Here is a 17,256-nt window from a genome sequence, read left to right on the forward strand (position 1 = left end):
TCACTCCATTCCAATTAATAAATCTAAATCAATTGTAATTTCCTGTAATTGAATGCTTTCTTTATCTTCAATATGCCAGCCCATCGGTGTCATTTCTAGCAGGTTTTGTACTAAATATGGTTCGAGCGGTACTGTATACGTAATTCTTTTTACTTCGGTATTTGCAAAACTTGCCTTGAAACGCTCTACCGTTTGGCCGTTTGTATAGCTTTCCTTCTCCGAATCTGCAAATGCTTGTTTACGCAGTTCTTTTAAGTAATTTTCCTGTGGCACGACTTTAATTACTTTACCGCCTCGTTTTAATAGACGTTTAAATTCATCATAATTTGCAGGGGATAAAATATTTAAAATCGCATCAAATGATTGCTCATTGAACGGACTATTCGCTAAATCACCGACACACCAAAGCTCTTCGGGATTATACTTTGCCGCTGCGATTATCCCTTCTTTAGAAATATCGATTCCTACACCAACAGGGCGATCAAGCTGTTCGCAAATACGATGCAAATGAGACCCCTCGCCACAGCCTGTATCTAAAAGTACCGGTTGTGCTACAGTGATTTCCCGGGCAATTGCTGCCTGCAACCGATCGTAAATCCCTGCTTGAATAACTGTATGGCGCGAATCGAATAGTTCTTTTCCATACATGGATTGGACAGGACGGTTTAACATATAAACATAGCCTTGTTTTGCCACATCAAATGTATGATTCGATAGACAGCTCATTTTTCCTTCATTACTTATCTCTATTTCCTGTTTACAAATAGGGCACGCAAAAAGTCGGCTATTGACTTGAAACTGCTGAATACTTAACGCTCGCTTTGATAATAGACCCATGATGGATCCTCCTTCATATGTGTTCGCTAGTATCGTACCATAAACTCATTCAAATAAAAAAAGGAAATAGTGGTCACTACTCCCTTCAAATCCTTTCAATCTATAATAGTTGGCTCGTTGTCACAAATTCATAGCCTTCTTCTTTCAAATACAATATGACATCCTCTAATGCATCTGCTGATTGCTGGTGAATATCATGCATCAAAATAATGCCATTGTCCTTTGCTTGTGCCTTTAGATTAGCCAATGTCTTTTTAGGTGTTTTATGCTGCCAGTCAAGTGTATCGACATTCCAGAGTACCGGCGTTAAGTCAATCGACTCCCGTACTTTTTCGTCCAATGCTCCAAATGGCGGACGGTACATCGTAGGCGTCTTCCCTGTTGCATCACAAATTGCGTCGTTTGCCCGGTCGATTTCCGCTTGCATTTGTTGTGCGTTTAGCTTCGTTAAGTTTTTGTGGCTCCACGTATGATTGGCAATTTCATGACCGAAAGCATCCGCTTTTTTTACGACATCAGGATACTTTGCAGCGTTTTGACCGAGTACAAAAAATGTTGCTTTCACTTCATACTTTTGCAGTGTCATTAAAATTTGGTCGGTCACATTTTTATGGGGGCCGTCATCGAACGTAAGTGCAATTCTTTTGTGATTGGCTTCCTGTTCTGTTTGTTTTTGCTGCTGATCACTTTCTTGTACAACATCAGCCTCCTTATTATCCAATATATTTTCAACCTTTATGTATGTTGTACAATTTCTGCCCGGTGCCCCGCCGTCATTCATATAATACGGCATCATTTTATTTAAGCTGGCGGACGACTTGTTTATATAATCATTGGAAATGGACGGCAATTTATAAGTAGCATTCACTACCGTTTTATTGCTAGCATAAGTTGGCGGTGTATTAGTCCATACACGAAAACCGACAACTATTAATATTCCACATAATATGCTGAGCACTGTTATTTTTTTGCCCATTCTACTACCCTCCTTTACTCTTCTTTTTATTAGACGTTTAAGGAGAGCAAAAAGTTGATAAAATTTTGGATTTTTTTATATATTTTTCCTATAAGAAAAAGCAAAGCAGAAAAAACTACTTTGCTCTCTTCTAATTAATTTACCGATGTGGCCGTTTTTGAACGTAATTTCACATTTTTTCTTTGCATAAAGGTTTCTAATGTTGCATACAAATTTTCAATCTCTGTCTCCGATAAACGTTTTCCTTCAATTGTTGCTGCCCACTTTTTCAAATCCCCGATTTTCAGCACTTCTACATCGGAAGATTGAATCTCAATTTGCTGGAATGAACAATCATTCGTAAAAACTACTATTGTTTCAAAAATTGTACCATCTACTTCCGGCAGCCGGTCTTTTAATGTATGGATTAAACGCTTCGTTTCATGAATTGGGTTATTAAATACTTGTTTTTGATTTTTATACAATAGCTCAATCCACTCGATGCTCTGTTCCCGTCCATTTATCCATCCTGACTTCTCTTTCACATTCACTACATAAATTCCTGATTCATGGAGTAAAAGGGCATCAATTGTTTGAATTTCATTTTGTACAGGTAATTGTAGATTCACCATTATTTTCTTTGTACCTTGAACATGCTCCAATTCCTTTATAAGCTGGTAGGAAGTTCGGACACTTTTATTCAATAGGATGTCAAAATAGGAATAACCGGTCAACTGATAAAATGGTGTATTGTCATGCTTATATAATTTAAATATAAAGTAACCTATAATCGCAATGAGAACGACCAGTATAAATAATGTCATTGCGTACACTCCTTCTGCATTATTGCATTTCATTTTATATACTAATGCCTTAACCTAAATACCTAAAGGCTGTTGATTGATGGCTTTATTACTGTTTATAATGGGCAAAAGTTGAGCCAGCGTTTGTATTTCATAAGTCGGATGAATTGTTGATGGTACTGCATTCGACGGGTTAAGCCAACACGTATCGATTCCAGCATTTACACCCCCGATAATATCCGCACTATAAGAATCACCAATAATCATCGCCTTGTTTGGATCAAAATTTGGAATCCGTTCAAACACATAATCAAAAAATGGCTTCATCGGTTTTTGATAGCCTGTATCCTCCGAAACGAAGACTTGCTTAAAATAAGGTGCCAGCCCTGTTACTTGGAGACGTTTATTCTGTGTCTCCGCCAATCCATTTGATGTAATATACAGTTCATATTCAGGTGCCAATGTTTGGATCAGCTCCAGTGCACCTTCAACAAAAACTTTACTTTCTGCTAAATAGCCACGGTACTCGGCGTCCAATAACCTGCCATCCACTTCAACACCAAAATGCTCGAATGTCTTGCCGAAACGGGTTTCCATGAGAAAGTCGCGAGTGATCAGCCCTTCTTCAAGCGAACGCCATAAACCGGTATTAATTTCTCGGTAAACAGCTTCGATTTGAGGCGTTAATGGCAGCTGATATGCTTCAAATAATTTTGGTAAAGCTAATTTTTCAGCAGCTTTAAAATCCAATAATGTATCATCTAAGTCAAACAATAAAAATTGATAATCCTTCATTCATCCATACTCCGTTCCGTTATACTAATATATTACCTTATCATAATCGAACCATAATTTTAACTATTTACACTACTCCAAATTTTCGATAGCATGAGTGTATTGCTCGATGTGAAGAAAGAAGGGTTCTTTTATGGGATTTGAGTTAGACCCACAACTAGTTATTATTTTAATTTGTTTTGGTTTTTTAGCAGCATTTATCGATTCTGTTGTGGGAGGCGGTGGCCTTATTTCACTGCCTGCATTAATGTTTGCCGGGCTAAGTCCCTCTGCAGCTGTTGCAACAAACAAACTCGCCGGGACAATGGGTTCCTTAACGAGTACTATTACCTTTTATCGGTCTGGAAAGCTAGATATTAAATCTGTCATGAAGTATTTTCCGTGGGTTTTTATTAGTTCGATGATCGGGGCCTGGATTGTCCATTTACTTGATCCGAACTTATTAAAACCTTTAATGCTGATAATGCTGGCAGCCGTAGCAGTCTATACAATTTTCAAAAAAGATTGGGGCAGTATTTCGGCGGTCAAATCACTTTCAAAGACAAAGTATATTTTATTTTTCTTCGTGATTTCTCTAATCGGTTTTTATGATGGGTTTTTAGGTCCTGGTACTGGATCATTCCTGATCTTTGCGTTTCTAATGGTCGGCTATGATTTCTTAAAGGCAGCCGGTAATGCAAAGCTCCTTAACTTCGGGAGTAATATCGGGGCTCTTTTAATGTTTATCTACTTAGGGCAAATCAATTATACATATGGCTTGATAATGGGGGCAGCTCAAATTGTCGGAGCGATTGTCGGTTCACGGTTTGCAATTAAGCGTGGAAGCGGCTATGTGCGTGTCCTTTTCATCGTCGTCACGATTACTTTACTTGCAAAAAACAGCTATGATTTTTTCTTGAAATAAATGTGCCGGATGTCCAATTTAACTTGGGCATCTTTTTTTATAAAATAAGCCCCGAAACATGTTCGGGGCTTAAATCTTATTGCATTTCTTTTGTAGGTCCCATTACTGGTGGTACTGTTAAGCCTGCTTGGCGAAGTAATACTGTCATTTGGCCAACATGATGTGTTTGGTGTGTGATTACTGTGCGAAGTAATTCACCGCGCTTCATCATCCCCCCAAAAGCAGGTACTTCTTCTAAAAGCTGTTCCTCTGTTAATGCTGCCGCTTCTTTTTTATACGCTTCGCGCACCATTTCATACTTCTCCGTAATTTCAGCCATTGTTTCCGGCTGCGGCATATCAGGACCTGGTCCCGGAATTTGTAATCCTGCAAAGTGGCCGAATGCGCCTGCTACACTTACTAAATGCCAAGATAACCATCCTAATGAATTGTGCTCATCTACGATGGCGATATGCATTTTGTCATCCGGAATTGCTTGCATTACTTTCAATGCACCCTTAGATGAAATTGCCCAATCTTTTACGAAATCTTCTGCTACACGATACATAAATATTTCCCCTTTACTACGATTTGTTTTTATCATACCGAAGTTGATGGCATTGCGCTATCAATCAACAAGTAAGATTTTTGATTAAGATAAATAATTTAGCACGATGCTCCATATTTCAACTTTTTCATCAAAGGTTTTAATATTCTTTCCCGGAATCGGACTGGTTGATGGCATTTTTTTATATGCCCGTCCGTCCAACACCTCAAGTCCGATATGTCTTTTAAAAACATCGAAGCTCTTCCCGCCATTAAATAAGACAAGCTGTATTTGCGGATAACTAATAAACAGCTCCGAAAAGTTATTCGGTACTTCATTTTTTATTTTTGCATCCAGACTGCCTTCGCGTTCACAGCTTTCGATCGAATCCCACAGCCCTATATGATGTTTACGAAGAAGTGCGATTCTTTCGTTATAGTCTTCCGGAATATCTGTTGCTAGAAGCTTTCCCATAATCGGCCAAAAGTGATTCCGTCGGTTGCCGTAGTATTGTTGCTTCTCCAGCGATTGTTTTCCTGGCATCGATCCAAGGATAAGCACTTTAGTCGTTTCATCCACAATCGGAGGTAATATGTTTCGGATTGGCTCCATCGTTTCCCATCCCTTCGCTATAGTCAGTCTTATTATAAATAAATTTTCCAAACAAAAATACTGTCCACTCCCCCAAATAGCCTGGTTAGTGAACAGTACTTATTTTAAATCATTGTGAAATTTTCACGTTTTGGATCTGATAAATGCCAGTAGCATCGATTGAGAAGCCTGTAACGCTATTCGCATAGCCAGTTAAATAAGCTTGGTGGTGGATAAATGCTGCAGGTGCTTCATTAATAATAATATCCTGTGCCTGTTTATAAATATCCATGCGAATCGTTTCGTCTGTCTCAATGCGCCCAACTTCCAATAGCTCATCCAGCTCTTTATTGCTGTAACGTGTACGGTTGTTATTGCCGATATCAGAAGTGTGGAATAGCGGGTAAAGTGCCCCGTCCGCATCTCCTGTAGAAGGTGCCCATCCAAGCATGAACATATCATGGTCACCTTTAGATGTTCTTTCTAAATAAGCGCCCCATTCCATTACTTCAATTTCCACCTGAATGTTGAGCTGCTTTAACGTTTCTTGCAGGATGATTGCAATTTGCTGGCGTTGCGGGTTATCATTTGTCCAGATTGTCGTTTTAAATCCATCCGGGAAGCCCGCTTCTTCCAGCAATTTCTTTGCTTCATCAATATTAGTGTCCTGTTTCGCCACTTCTTCGTTATAACCCCATACCATTGGTGATAGCGGGCCAAATGCCTGAACACCAAATCCATCATAAACGCCTTTTAATATCGCTTCACGGTCAAGCGCTTTTGAAATGGCCTGACGTACTTTCGGATTATCAAATGGCGCTTTTTCTGTATTGAAACCTAAATAGGAAATGGAAACAGAAGGCTGTTTTACTACTTGGGCAAACCCTTCGACAAGCGGTACTTCTGTTGGTTGTACCGGGTCGATAATGTGCGCATAGCCTGCTTCCAAGTCAGCCGCCCGTGTTGCACTTTCCGGCACTGTTTTAAATACAGCAGAATCATAGGCTACTTGATCACCCCAGTATTCTGTATTTTTTACAAGACGAATTTCCTGACCAGGTGTCCACTTCTCTAACTTCAGGAAGCCAGTGCCGATCGGATTTTCATTTCCGTATGCACGCGCTTCACCGCCACTTTCCATACGTTTATAATCTTCTTCAATAACCGCCGGACTCATCATATTGCCGCCCGGATGTGTTAATGCAAACAGCAACGGTCCATATGGCTCTTCTGTTTTAATCTGTACTGTATAGTCATCGACAACGACTACTTCTTTAATCGGTTCAAAATTAGAAAGACGAGGTGATGCTATATTCGGATCAAGCAGACGATCTAAATTCACTTTAACCGCTTCCGCATTGAAATCTGTCCCATCATGGAACTTTACCCCTTGGCGCAGTTTTAACTGCAATGTTAAATCGTCGAGATATTCCCATGACTCTGCTAATAAAGGTTCGATCTCACCAGTATCAAAATTGCGTACAACTAATGTCTCGAAAATATTGCGTTGTACATTTGATGAAGGGACATCATTTGAGCCGTGTGGATCTAGTTCAACTGCTTCCGAAAGAACTTCAATTACAAGCTCGCCGCCTTCTGATGATGTATTCTCTGTAGCTGAATCTTTACCAGCATCCGTTTCGGCACTAGAATCGGCCGAACTGTTTGGAGATGTTTCCTCGTCATTACTGCATGCAGCCAATATGAGGATAAAAGAAAACAATAATAGCCACCATACTTTTTGTAACTTCATTCTTACCTTCCTCCTTTTTAACTGAATTTTCTGTTTTTAATATATTAACTTTTATTGGAAATAATAGCAACCCCTTATTATATAATTACTATATGTTTACTAGGATATATTTCAAAATAAAAAGAACCACATTATTTTGTGATTCTTTTATTATCCTAGTCTCTTTTATAAACGATCGTACCTCCAACAACTGTCAGCAATGCATTTGTCTGAAGAATTTCCTCCGGGCTGCATTTCATTAAATCTGTATCGAGAATTGTAAAGTCTGCATCATATCCTTTTCGGATATAGCCGCGCTCGTCTTCCTTGCAAATTGCCTCGGCACTTCCAACCGTGTACATTTTTACTGCCTCAAAACGTGTAAGCTTTTGCTTAGGGTCATAACCTTCATGTGCATCTGTCGGTTTCTTTCGCTCGACTGCCGCATAGATTGTCTCAAATGGACTCATTGCTTCAATCGGCGCATCAGTACCTGCAGCACATATAAACCCTTCTTCTATAAACGTTTTCCACGCATAATGATGACCAGCACGGTTCTCACCAAGTTTCTCCGTTACCCATGGATAGTCTGATGTAACAAAGGCCGGCTGCAAATCCAATATAACTTGAAGCTTCTTCATTCGGGCAAGTTGTTCTTCTGATACGACACAGCAATGGATCAGTCGGTCGCGCTTCCCGTCAGCTACAGGATATTTTTCTAAATACTGTAGCACCTGTTCCATTGCCCCATCACCGATTATATGAATGGCTACCGCTTCATTATATTTACGCGCTAATTGAATGAGTGCTTCCATTTGATCATCAGTATGAATAAGCATCCCTTTATTTTGTTCATCATTTGCATAGGGTGCCAAAAGTGCAGCAGTAGAGCCGCCTAACGAACCATCCGCAAAAATTTTCATCGCACCCGGTTCAATAAAGGGTTCATTAAATGGCGCATTGTTTGTAACCATTTCTTCGAATACAGTATGATGACGCAATAAATTAACTCGGAAATGCTTCCGTTCGCCAACTACACGGTGATAGGCAGTCAATGGATTCAAATAATGACCATAATAACTCATCTCTTCTGTATGCCCGCCAGTTAATCCGTAAGATTGCATATGTTCAATCGCCAGCTGCAATGACTGCGCTAAGCTCTCAATATAGCTATCTCCCTCTTGTTTGAATAATGAAGATACTAGACTCGTTGCCTGTTCGTACAACAATCCGTTTAACTCATTATTTTCATTCCGTCCTATCATTCCGCCTGCCGGATCTTCAGTACCTGTTGTAACCCCCGCCAATTGAAGTGAAGCTGAATTGACTAAGGCAACATGATGGCACACACGATTAAGGAATACAGGGTTATTCGTTACTGCATCCAATTCTTCTTTCGTTGGGATGCGGCTATCTGTAAATTGATTTTCATTCCAGCCATCCCCAATGAGCCACTGCCCTTCCTGAAGTTGAGCTGCCGCATTTTTCACCAGTTTTACAAGCTCTTCACCGCTTGTAGCTACTGTCAAATCAAGACGCAACAACTTTTCACCGTGTCCAATCATATGGAGATGGCTATCTACAAAACCTGGATACATAACTGCACCCTGCAAATCGATAATGTCATCCGCATATACTTGTAATTCATCGAATGTTCCTGTTTCTACGATTTTACCGTCCTGAACAAGCACCGCCTGTACAGTTGCGCCTTCTTGTTCCATCGTATATATCGTGCCATTAGTCCATAGTTGCTTCATCTTCAGCTATCCCCCGTCTACATATCAAAATCTTCTCGTTTATATGGTAATCCTATATTCATATGATCCAAGACTGGTTCATCCGATCCTTTATATAAAAACGTCACTTCCTGCAATTCAGGTAAATTCTCAAAATAAGAACGCGCTAATGTTTCAACAAACATATTGGCACCTGCTGAACCTTGAATCGTGTATATATCGTCACCTAAATTAAGCACTAAGGTTTTATCTTCATTTTCCATCGTATAATCCAGCAGCTCTACATCATGTTCATTTACTTTTGAGAAAATAAACGGGACTAGTTCTTCTTCACTGCTATCAAAATTTTCATCAAATGGTACGGTATTTTCCGCATTATCATCTGACTTATATAAAGTGATTTTTTCCTCTTTCACTTCAGGGCTACCCTGTGTCACATCGTCTGTATTATTTCCCGGGACATTATTTACATCATCACTCGTCTCTTTTGTCCCGCATGCTGCGAGTACAAGCGCAAATAGCACGACCATTAACAATTTCTTCATTGTTGTATCACTCCTTTTGATGTATTACTTTCAAGATACAGAATTAACAAACAATTTTCAAACTTCCAGTGACTTTTATGAGTACCATTTACAGTCGGAATCCTCTAAGTCTATTTAATTATAATAAATACAATAAATTACAACACTGAAAATAAAATGTTTTCAAAAAATATTGACAACGATAATTGCCTACACTAATATTAAGGAACACTAAATAAATTAAAACAAGGAAAGGAGTTAAGGGATATGAACACATCAATTGTAAATTTACACATTTCAAAAGCGACAATTTCATATTGCCCTAACCTGAACTTTTGTTTTAATTTTGCACGTACATGTAAATAAAAGGCACAGGTATGGATTCCCCTGTGCCCTTTTTCGTTTTGACACCTTTTCGAAAAATTGGAAAGGTGTCTTTTTTGTTTACATCATGCAGGCATTAAACATGTGAATAAATGTACGATGCATTTTAGTGTAACAAAATTACAGGAGGGCTTTATATGACTATCTTTTTGCACCGAAAACTATTAAAAATGGATCGATACGATGATGGGTAGCAACACGATCAACTTTGAAGAAAGAAGGTATACGTAATGTTTAATGTTTTTGTGAAATTAAAATGGTTTTTAAAAATGTACCGTAAGCAATATACAATTGCGATTGTACTCCTAATGCTGGCGAGCTTTATCGAAGTTTTGCCTCCATGGATTTTAGGTGAGGCCATTGATGATATGACAAGTGGAGACATGACTCAGATGCTGCTGCTGAAGTATGTAGGCTTCGTTATTGGGGCTGCCATCGTGAGCTACGCTTTAAATTTCATCTGGCAATATCAGTTATTTGGCGGTTCCATTACACTTGACCGTATTTTGCGAAAAAAACTGATGCATCAGTTTTTAAAAATGACGCCGACGTTTTATGAAAAAAACCGTACTGGTGACTTGATGGCCAAAGCCACAAACGATTTAAATGCCGTTACATTAACTGCCGGCTTCGGTATTATGACCCTCATTGATTCGACGGTCTATATGGCACTGATCATTTTAGCGATGGGCTTTTTCATCTCTTGGAAGCTGACATTTTTTGCAATGCTCCCGATTCCAATAATGGCTATAATCATTCAATATTTAGGGAAAATTGTTCATGAACGCTACATGAAAGCACAGGATGCATTCGGTGAGATGAATGACAACGTGCTTGAATCTGTTGCAGGAACGCGTGTAATCCGCGCATATGTTCAAGAAGGAAAAGATGAAGAACGCTTCTCGGAAATGAGTGAGAACATTTTCGCCAAAAATATGCGTGTTGCATATATTAACGGACTTTTTATGCCAATTACGAAAATCGGAACGGGTATTTGTTATGTAATCGCATTAGGCTATGGTGCTGTTCTTGTTTCAAATAATGAGCTAACGGTCGGTCAGCTCGTTTCATTTAACGTCTATTTAGGTTTGGCAATTTGGCCGATGTTTGCTATTGGCGAGCTTATTAATGTTATGCAGCAAGGAAGTGCTTCCCTTGACCGTGTACAGGATACATTGGAATATGAAGCGGATGTTCAAAATCCTCCTTCGCCAATGACGCATCATGTACCGAATTCTATCGGGTTTTCTGAGTTTACATTCCAGTACCCTCTATCTCAGGTGAAAAACTTGCAGCAAATCTCCCTGAACCTCAAAAAAGGGCAAACACTCGGCATTGTCGGTAAAACTGGTTCAGGAAAGACGACATTTATTCGTCAGCTGCTGCGTGAATATCCGTTAGGCAATGGGCAAATTGCTATTAATGATACGGACTTGGCAAAAATGACAAAAGAACAAATTTTGGACTGGATCGGCTATGTGCCACAGGACCATATACTATTTTCACGTACAATCCGAGAAAACATTTTATTCGGGAAAGAAAATGCAACGGACAGTGAAATTGAAGAAGCCATTCGACTGGCAGATTTCGAGAAAGATTTGTCCAATTTACCGCTTGGTATTGAGACGCTTGTTGGTGAAAAAGGTGTATCTTTATCAGGTGGCCAAAAGCAACGTGTATCCATTGCACGTGCATTGATTAAAGATCCCGAAATTTTAATTTTGGACGATTCTTTATCTGCTGTCGATGCTAAAACAGAATCAAAAATTATCGAAAATATACAAACAGAGCGCGCTGGAAAAACAACAATCATTTCAACACACCGCCTGTCAGGTATTCAGCATGCGGATGAAATTATCGTGCTGGATGATGGTTATATCGTTGAACGAGGTACACATGAAGAGCTCCTTCGCTTAGGTGGCTGGTACAAAGAACAGTTTGACCGCCAGCAGCTTGAGGAGGTGGAGCAATAATGAGTACATCAAAACGACTGTACCTTTATGCTTTAAAATTTAAAAAACCGATTTTAATCGGCTTAGCTTTATTAACAATTGCGGTCGCAACTGATATTGCAGGACCGTTCATCGCGAAATATATTATCGACCATTATATGGAACCAGGTAATTTGCAAGTAGAACCGATTGCGATACTGCTGTCGATTTTCTTCCTATTATCTGTGCTTACTGCTGTGTTCCGTTATTTAATGTTCATCTTTTTACAACGTGGTGCAAACTTCGTTATTCAGCAGTTACGGAAAGATGTATTCGGACATATTCAAAAGCTGCCAATTGAATACTTCGATAACTTACCAGCCGGGAAAGTTGTTGCCCGTGTCACAAATGATACCGAAGCAATTCGAAATCTGTATGTAACTGTACTTTCGCAATTTGCGAACAGCTTTATTACCATTGCAGGGGTATATATAGCCTTATTTATTTTAAATTGGAAAATGGCACTCTTTGCTCTATTACTCGTTCCGATCGTTTATATTTGGATGATTTTATACCGAAAATTTGCTTCCCAGTACAATCATATTATTCGAACAAAAATTGCGGATATTAATGCAATGATCAATGAGTCGATCAACGGGATGACGATTATTCAGGCATTCCGCCGTGAAGAGCAGATGAAGCAAGAGTTCGATGAGATGAATGACGAACATTATAAATACAATCGTAAACTTTTAATGCTGGACTCCGCGACGTCACATAACCTTGTCAACATTTTACGACTAGGAATGTTTGCCGTATTTGTTTTTTACTTCGGTACTCAATCGATGACATTGCCTGAAGCGATAACAGCGGGTACGCTGTATGCATTTGTTGATTATATTACGCGTCTGTTCAATCCGATTACGAATTTAGTCAACCAGTTCTCCCAGCTTGAACGTTCACTTGTTGCTGGTTCACGGGTATTTGAACTGCTGGATCAGCAAGGGGAAACTGTAAGTAAAGAACGAATTGAACGCTATAAAGGTAATGTTGTATTTGATCATGTATCATTTGCCTATAAAAATGATGAGTATGTGTTGAAGGATATTAACTTTGAAGCAAAAGAAGGCGAAACAATTGCACTTGTCGGTCATACAGGTTCAGGAAAAAGTTCGATCATGAATTTATTGTTCCGCTTCTATGACCCGCAAAAAGGCCGCATCATTATTGATGGAAAAGATATTACGAAGCTACCCCGTCAAGCAATTCGTGAACATATGGGAATCGTATTGCAGGACCCTTACTTGTTCACTGGGACAATTGCTTCGAACATTAGCCTCAATGATAAGCGGATTTCAAGAGAAACCGTTGAAAAAGCACTCGAAGCAGTCGGAGGCGATCGTGTATTATCAAAATTCGAAAAAGGAATTGATGAGCCTGTAATCGAAAAAGGCAGTACGCTTTCTTCTGGTCAGCGCCAGTTAATTTCATTTGCGCGAGCGCTTGCATTTAATCCGGCTATTCTTATTCTGGATGAGGCGACATCGAACATTGACTCAGAAACAGAAGAAATTATCCAACATGCAATGGATGTACTGAAAAAAGGTCGTACAACATTTATTATCGCTCACCGACTTTCAACTATTAAAAATGCAGATAAAATTTTAGTATTGGACCGTGGTGAAATTGTTGAACAAGGCAACCATGATGAACTTGTCGCACTTGGCGGAAAGTATGAACTCATGTATCGTCTGCAATCCGGTTCATTAACTTCCTAGAACAAAAGCGCTAATGCGCCCGTATAACACTAAAAAAAGCGTATAGTCCCTTAAAATTAGGGAGCTATACGCTTTTTCTTATTTTTCGAGCTTTTTGTTCGGCCAGTATGACCATTTACCAAACACCGTAATGAGCGCCGGTACAAGTAATGGACGTACGACAAATGTATCTAGCAATACCCCTACCGCTGTTACGATCCCGAATTGTACTAGCAGTTGGATTGGTAATGTCGCTAATACTAGGAATGTACCAGCTAAAATCAGACCAGCAGATGTGATAACCGCACCTGTTGATGCTATACCATTTGAAATGGCCTCTCGATGTGCAATACCGCGCTTGCGGTTTTTCCATATATCAGAAATCATGAAAATATTATAGTCATTACCTAATGCGATAATAAATACGAAACTATACAACGGAATCGAACTAGCCATTGCTTCATGTCCCAAACCGTAATGAATGATCAGCCAGCCTGCACCTAAAGCAGCGAAGAAAGATATCACTACTGTTACCATTAATTGAACCGATGTGATTAAGGCACGTAAGTAGGCTAATAATACGACGAAAATAATAATAATCATGACAGGTTGAATGATTTTTTCATCGCCTGACTGAACGACTTTAGTATCAAGTTGCGAACTCGTTTCGCCCCCGATCCAGAATTTGCCGTCTTCCAGATTTTTATCAGCAAGTATTTCTTTAACATCGTCCTTCATTTGCTCAACATCATCCATCGCTTCATTCGAGTATGGATTTTTATCCAAATCAATTTCATAAAGCTGAATGTTGTTGTTTGTTTCCCCTTTACGCATTTCTTTTACTACACCGACATAAGGGAGTCTTAATAGTTGCTCAGTAATGTTCAAATCCGTTCCTTCACTGTCTACTAACAACTGAACCGGTGCTAATTCACCTGGTGTAAAGTTTTCTTCAATGATTTTAAATCCTTCACGTGAAGGCATATCTTCAGGGAAGGAAGAAATTAAATCGTAGTTGTACTTAATATTTGTTGAAGCGAATGCTAAACCAATTAATATTACTCCTGCAACAATTATGACAAGCCATGGTTTCGAAGTAACAAATTCACCGATCTTGCGCATATAGCGGTGATTAGGTTTACGTTGTTTATATGGTTTGTTTTTCTTTTTTGCATGTGCTTTTTCAGCTTCTTCCGTACGTGGAACAAATGGCCAAAACGCAGCGCGACCTAAAATACCAAGAATAGCCGGCAGCAATGTAACTACTGCAAAACCTGTAATTAATACACCAAAGCTAAACGGAACCGCAAAACGCTGGAATGCCCCATAATCTGCCAATGCCAATGTCGCTAAACCGATAACTACTGTTAAGCCACTCATGACGATTGCACCTGTCGATTCACGCACAGCCGATGCCAATGCTGTAAATTTATTGTCTTCAGTCAGCAATATATCTCGGTAACGTGTAATTAAAAATAAACAATAGTCCGTACCTGCACCAAACAATAGTACAATCATAATCGCTACCGCTTGTGCGTCTTTATCGATCCATCCGTTTTCAGCCATCACGCCCAAGAGTGGACTTACAACTAAATACGCAATCCCTACAACTATTAACGGGATAATCGCTAAAATTGGCGAACGGTAAATTACTAATAAGATGACTAAAATGATTATTACAGTGGCAACCATTAGTTGTACGTCAGCTGCTTTGAATAGATCTGTCGCATCAATCGAAATACCAACCGGTCCAGAGAATCGAGCATGAAGTCCTTCATCTTCTAAATTATTATCATATGGATTTTCGCCAAATTGACTTTCTGTACGTTCTTTAATAATCGCTAAATTTTCTTTTAAGACATCTGAATTTTTATCTGTTGAAAAGAAAACAGGTGTAACAAGTGCTGCACCGTTCTCGGAAAGTGATCCCATTAATGCTGAAACGGGAAGTTCATGGAATGGCGGGATTGTTTCCTGCCCATCTAACGGATCATCCGCCAGCTGTTTGTATAACCCTTGAATATTTGTCAAATCTTCTTCTGTAAGACCTGATTCGTTATACCAAGTAATTAATAGCGGGATCCCACTGTCAGAAGAAAATTCTTCCTCCATAATTTTTCCTGCTTGAATTGATGTATAAGTATCAGGGATTTCATCGCCTACAAAGTTTTCAACACTATTAATTTGCGGAAAGATAAGTGCAAATACAACGGCAAGCATAATCCATAAAGCCAAAACGACCCAACGTGTTTTCTTACCGCCCATTACAGTTCCCCATTTTTCCAATGGATGTTTAGACATCACATAGCCTCCTCTTATTTTATTTCTTCCAAATATTGCAAGGTGATGGCGCTTTTTTATAATACCCCTCACTTCATGTTATACAAACATTGTACAGTATACGAAAAACATTTGACAAGTACTTTATTTTTCGGTTGAATAGAGTTTAACAAGGATTCCTTTTAGAAGGTGGTAAAATATGACTAAAAAAACATACTCAATACAACAAGTATCTAACTTAACAAATCTTTCTAAACAACTGATCCGAAAATGGGAAGATCGCTACCAGATCATTCAACCGGACAGATTAGACAATGGTTATCGCGTATATTCGGAAGATGAAGTTCAAACGTTATTGCAGCTGAAACAGTATGTGAATAGCGGCATGACGATCAAACAAGCGGTCGATCACTATATTAAAAATAAGGATGTACCGGAAGAAGACCCTGTATCGTACTTCCACAAAGCACTAATTCAGGCCGGTACCGATGCGAATGAGCATAAAATATTACATTTGCTCGAACAGGCTCACCATAAATTTGGTGTAGAGAAACTGATTCGGGACATTGTTGTTCCCTTCCTTCACGAAGTTGGACAGCTTTGGTGCGAAAAAGCCTGGGGTGAATACCAAGAAGCAATAAGCAGTCAAACAGTGCGCGACTTTTTAAGCCACCTTCGTCGACATTTTTATGTTCCGGACGATGCGCCGCTCGCATTAGGGAGCTGTCTACCTGGAGAAAGACATGAAATCCCTATGCAAATTCTGCTCATCCAATGTATGTTGCGGGGTTACCGCACACTTATGCTCGGTCCTTCACCAGCACCAACTGCGATACAATCTGCTATCGCGTTAAAAAAGCCGGCAATTGTTTTATTAACAGGATCTACCGAGATTGCTTACAATGAATTCGCCCAATCTATTCATACCCTAGAAAAATTGGCACAAGTTCACGAGCATATTTCTTTTTATATCGGTGGTGCAGGGACAGAAGCCTTTTATGAACAGTTCCAGTTAAAGGCGTTAAAATTAGCACGAACAATTGATGATATTCTTCCTCCCGTCAGTCTTTCGTAGTTTCACACCAAGCTCGCTGCGTTCATTTACAGCGGGCTTTTTGCTGATTAATTTCGAACAGCAAAAATTGACCACTTTGCCTAATTTGCAAAATGGCCAACCTCTAAACTTTATTTGTAAATTACTTATCTTTCGTTTCGTCCGGCGAATTTTTACGCTCACTACCGGAAGTAGTTTTCGTGTTCGCACGATATTTTTCATCTTTCACCTGATCATTCAATTCTTCCATCGGAATTGGATCCACAAATTTCATTTCCTCATCTATATCGAAAATGCTTTCCTTTTCGGTATTCAATAAATCCGGATTGTCGAGCTTTTTATGTTTTATTTTATCGTCTTTCATTATAAAAGCCTCCTTTTCGAATGGTCTCTTATCTATTACCCGAAATTAGAGATGCTTACACTTTTACTTTTAAGCATTAACAT

Annotated in this window: 15 protein-coding genes; 4 read left to right on the plus strand and 11 right to left on the minus strand. The window is 39.3% G+C overall.

The window, feature by feature from the left end:
• The 4 genes from MKY71_RS17160 to MKY71_RS17175 all read right to left on the minus strand — a co-directional run bounded on the left by MKY71_RS17160 (position 1) and on the right by MKY71_RS17175 (position 3,390).
• Positions 1–837 (minus strand): putative RNA methyltransferase, encoded by an 837-nt coding sequence (locus MKY71_RS17160; RefSeq protein WP_340733458.1) that lies wholly within the window; start codon positions 835–837, stop codon positions 1–3.
• A gap of 100 nt (positions 838–937) precedes the next feature.
• Complete coding sequence (locus MKY71_RS17165) at positions 938–1,813, minus strand: polysaccharide deacetylase family protein (protein WP_340733459.1); 876 nt, start codon at positions 1,811–1,813, stop codon at positions 938–940.
• A gap of 134 nt (positions 1,814–1,947) precedes the next feature.
• The gene (locus MKY71_RS17170) at positions 1,948–2,616 is read right to left on the minus strand and encodes a nuclease-related domain-containing protein (RefSeq protein WP_339196428.1); all 669 of its coding nucleotides are present in this window, start codon (positions 2,614–2,616) and stop codon (positions 1,948–1,950) included.
• A 54-nt stretch (positions 2,617–2,670) separates the two neighbouring features.
• Positions 2,671–3,390 (minus strand): YjjG family noncanonical pyrimidine nucleotidase, encoded by a 720-nt coding sequence (locus MKY71_RS17175; RefSeq protein WP_339174187.1) that lies wholly within the window; start codon positions 3,388–3,390, stop codon positions 2,671–2,673.
• A 133-nt stretch (positions 3,391–3,523) separates the two neighbouring features.
• Between MKY71_RS17175 and MKY71_RS17180 the strand changes: the two genes are divergently transcribed.
• A complete protein-coding gene (locus MKY71_RS17180; protein ID WP_339174189.1) occupies positions 3,524–4,294 on the plus strand; it encodes a TSUP family transporter in 771 nt (256 codons plus the stop codon).
• 76 nt (positions 4,295–4,370) lie between these two features.
• Here MKY71_RS17180 and MKY71_RS17185 read toward each other — a convergent pair whose 3' ends face one another.
• From MKY71_RS17185 to MKY71_RS17205, 5 genes are all read right to left on the minus strand, one after another.
• Positions 4,371–4,841 (minus strand): DinB family protein, encoded by a 471-nt coding sequence (locus tag MKY71_RS17185; RefSeq protein WP_340733460.1) that lies wholly within the window; start codon positions 4,839–4,841, stop codon positions 4,371–4,373.
• Between the two features lie 84 nt (positions 4,842–4,925).
• Complete coding sequence (locus MKY71_RS17190) at positions 4,926–5,432, minus strand: DNA-deoxyinosine glycosylase (RefSeq protein ID WP_340733461.1); 507 nt, start codon at positions 5,430–5,432, stop codon at positions 4,926–4,928.
• 109 nt (positions 5,433–5,541) lie between these two features.
• Complete coding sequence (locus tag MKY71_RS17195; RefSeq protein ID WP_340733462.1) at positions 5,542–7,164, minus strand: glutathione ABC transporter substrate-binding protein; 1,623 nt, start codon at positions 7,162–7,164, stop codon at positions 5,542–5,544.
• 155 nt (positions 7,165–7,319) lie between these two features.
• Positions 7,320–8,900: an amidohydrolase gene (locus MKY71_RS17200; RefSeq protein ID WP_340733464.1), complete on the minus strand. Its 1,581-nt coding sequence runs from the start codon at positions 8,898–8,900 to the stop codon at positions 7,320–7,322.
• Positions 8,901–8,917: 17 nt separating this feature from the next.
• Complete coding sequence (locus MKY71_RS17205; RefSeq protein WP_339174201.1) at positions 8,918–9,424, minus strand: fructose-2,6-bisphosphatase; 507 nt, start codon at positions 9,422–9,424, stop codon at positions 8,918–8,920.
• A gap of 593 nt (positions 9,425–10,017) precedes the next feature.
• On the opposite strand from MKY71_RS17205, the gene MKY71_RS17210 reads away from it, so the two are divergent.
• Both MKY71_RS17210 and MKY71_RS17215 read left to right on the plus strand, forming a co-directional pair.
• Positions 10,018–11,760, plus strand: a complete 1,743-nt coding sequence (locus MKY71_RS17210; protein WP_339174204.1) for an ABC transporter ATP-binding protein — start codon at positions 10,018–10,020, stop codon at positions 11,758–11,760.
• A complete protein-coding gene (locus tag MKY71_RS17215) occupies positions 11,760–13,496 on the plus strand; it encodes an ABC transporter ATP-binding protein (protein ID WP_340733465.1) in 1,737 nt (578 codons plus the stop codon). The genes MKY71_RS17210 and MKY71_RS17215 overlap by 1 nt, the downstream gene beginning before the upstream one ends.
• A gap of 78 nt (positions 13,497–13,574) precedes the next feature.
• On the opposite strand, the gene MKY71_RS17220 is transcribed toward MKY71_RS17215, so the two are convergent.
• On the minus strand, positions 13,575–15,776 hold the full coding sequence (locus MKY71_RS17220) for an MMPL family transporter (protein ID WP_340733466.1): 2,202 nt from the start codon (positions 15,774–15,776) through the stop codon (positions 13,575–13,577).
• A gap of 178 nt (positions 15,777–15,954) precedes the next feature.
• Here MKY71_RS17220 and MKY71_RS17225 point away from each other — a divergent pair, with 178 nt between their 5' ends.
• Positions 15,955–16,830, plus strand: a complete 876-nt coding sequence (locus MKY71_RS17225; RefSeq protein ID WP_339196441.1) for a MerR family transcriptional regulator — start codon at positions 15,955–15,957, stop codon at positions 16,828–16,830.
• 121 nt (positions 16,831–16,951) lie between these two features.
• Here MKY71_RS17225 and MKY71_RS17230 read toward each other — a convergent pair whose 3' ends face one another.
• Complete coding sequence (locus MKY71_RS17230) at positions 16,952–17,173, minus strand: hypothetical protein (protein ID WP_339174214.1); 222 nt, start codon at positions 17,171–17,173, stop codon at positions 16,952–16,954.
• Positions 17,174–17,256 lie beyond the last annotated feature (83 nt).

Origin of the sequence: Solibacillus sp. FSL W7-1324, assembly GCF_038008025.1 — a bacterium.
Taxonomy (GTDB): domain Bacteria; phylum Bacillota; class Bacilli; order Bacillales_A; family Planococcaceae; genus Solibacillus.

Coding starts and splice junctions, on each gene's coding strand:
- MKY71_RS17160 (WP_340733458.1), bottom strand. CDS start 837: ATGGGTCTATTATCAAAGCGAGCGTTAAGTATTCAGCAGTTTCAAGTC.
- MKY71_RS17165 (WP_340733459.1), bottom strand. CDS start 1,813: ATGGGCAAAAAAATAACAGTGCTCAGCATATTATGTGGAATATTAATA.
- MKY71_RS17170 (WP_339196428.1), bottom strand. CDS start 2,616: ATGACATTATTTATACTGGTCGTTCTCATTGCGATTATAGGTTACTTT.
- MKY71_RS17175 (WP_339174187.1), bottom strand. CDS start 3,390: ATGAAGGATTATCAATTTTTATTGTTTGACTTAGATGATACATTATTG.
- MKY71_RS17180 (WP_339174189.1), top strand. CDS start 3,524: ATGGGATTTGAGTTAGACCCACAACTAGTTATTATTTTAATTTGTTTT.
- MKY71_RS17185 (WP_340733460.1), bottom strand. CDS start 4,841: ATGTATCGTGTAGCAGAAGATTTCGTAAAAGATTGGGCAATTTCATCT.
- MKY71_RS17190 (WP_340733461.1), bottom strand. CDS start 5,432: ATGGAGCCAATCCGAAACATATTACCTCCGATTGTGGATGAAACGACT.
- MKY71_RS17195 (WP_340733462.1), bottom strand. CDS start 7,164: ATGAAGTTACAAAAAGTATGGTGGCTATTATTGTTTTCTTTTATCCTC.
- MKY71_RS17200 (WP_340733464.1), bottom strand. CDS start 8,900: ATGAAGCAACTATGGACTAATGGCACGATATATACGATGGAACAAGAA.
- MKY71_RS17205 (WP_339174201.1), bottom strand. CDS start 9,424: ATGAAGAAATTGTTAATGGTCGTGCTATTTGCGCTTGTACTCGCAGCA.
- MKY71_RS17210 (WP_339174204.1), top strand. CDS start 10,018: ATGTTTAATGTTTTTGTGAAATTAAAATGGTTTTTAAAAATGTACCGT.
- MKY71_RS17215 (WP_340733465.1), top strand. CDS start 11,760: ATGAGTACATCAAAACGACTGTACCTTTATGCTTTAAAATTTAAAAAA.
- MKY71_RS17220 (WP_340733466.1), bottom strand. CDS start 15,776: ATGTCTAAACATCCATTGGAAAAATGGGGAACTGTAATGGGCGGTAAG.
- MKY71_RS17225 (WP_339196441.1), top strand. CDS start 15,955: ATGACTAAAAAAACATACTCAATACAACAAGTATCTAACTTAACAAAT.
- MKY71_RS17230 (WP_339174214.1), bottom strand. CDS start 17,173: ATGAAAGACGATAAAATAAAACATAAAAAGCTCGACAATCCGGATTTA.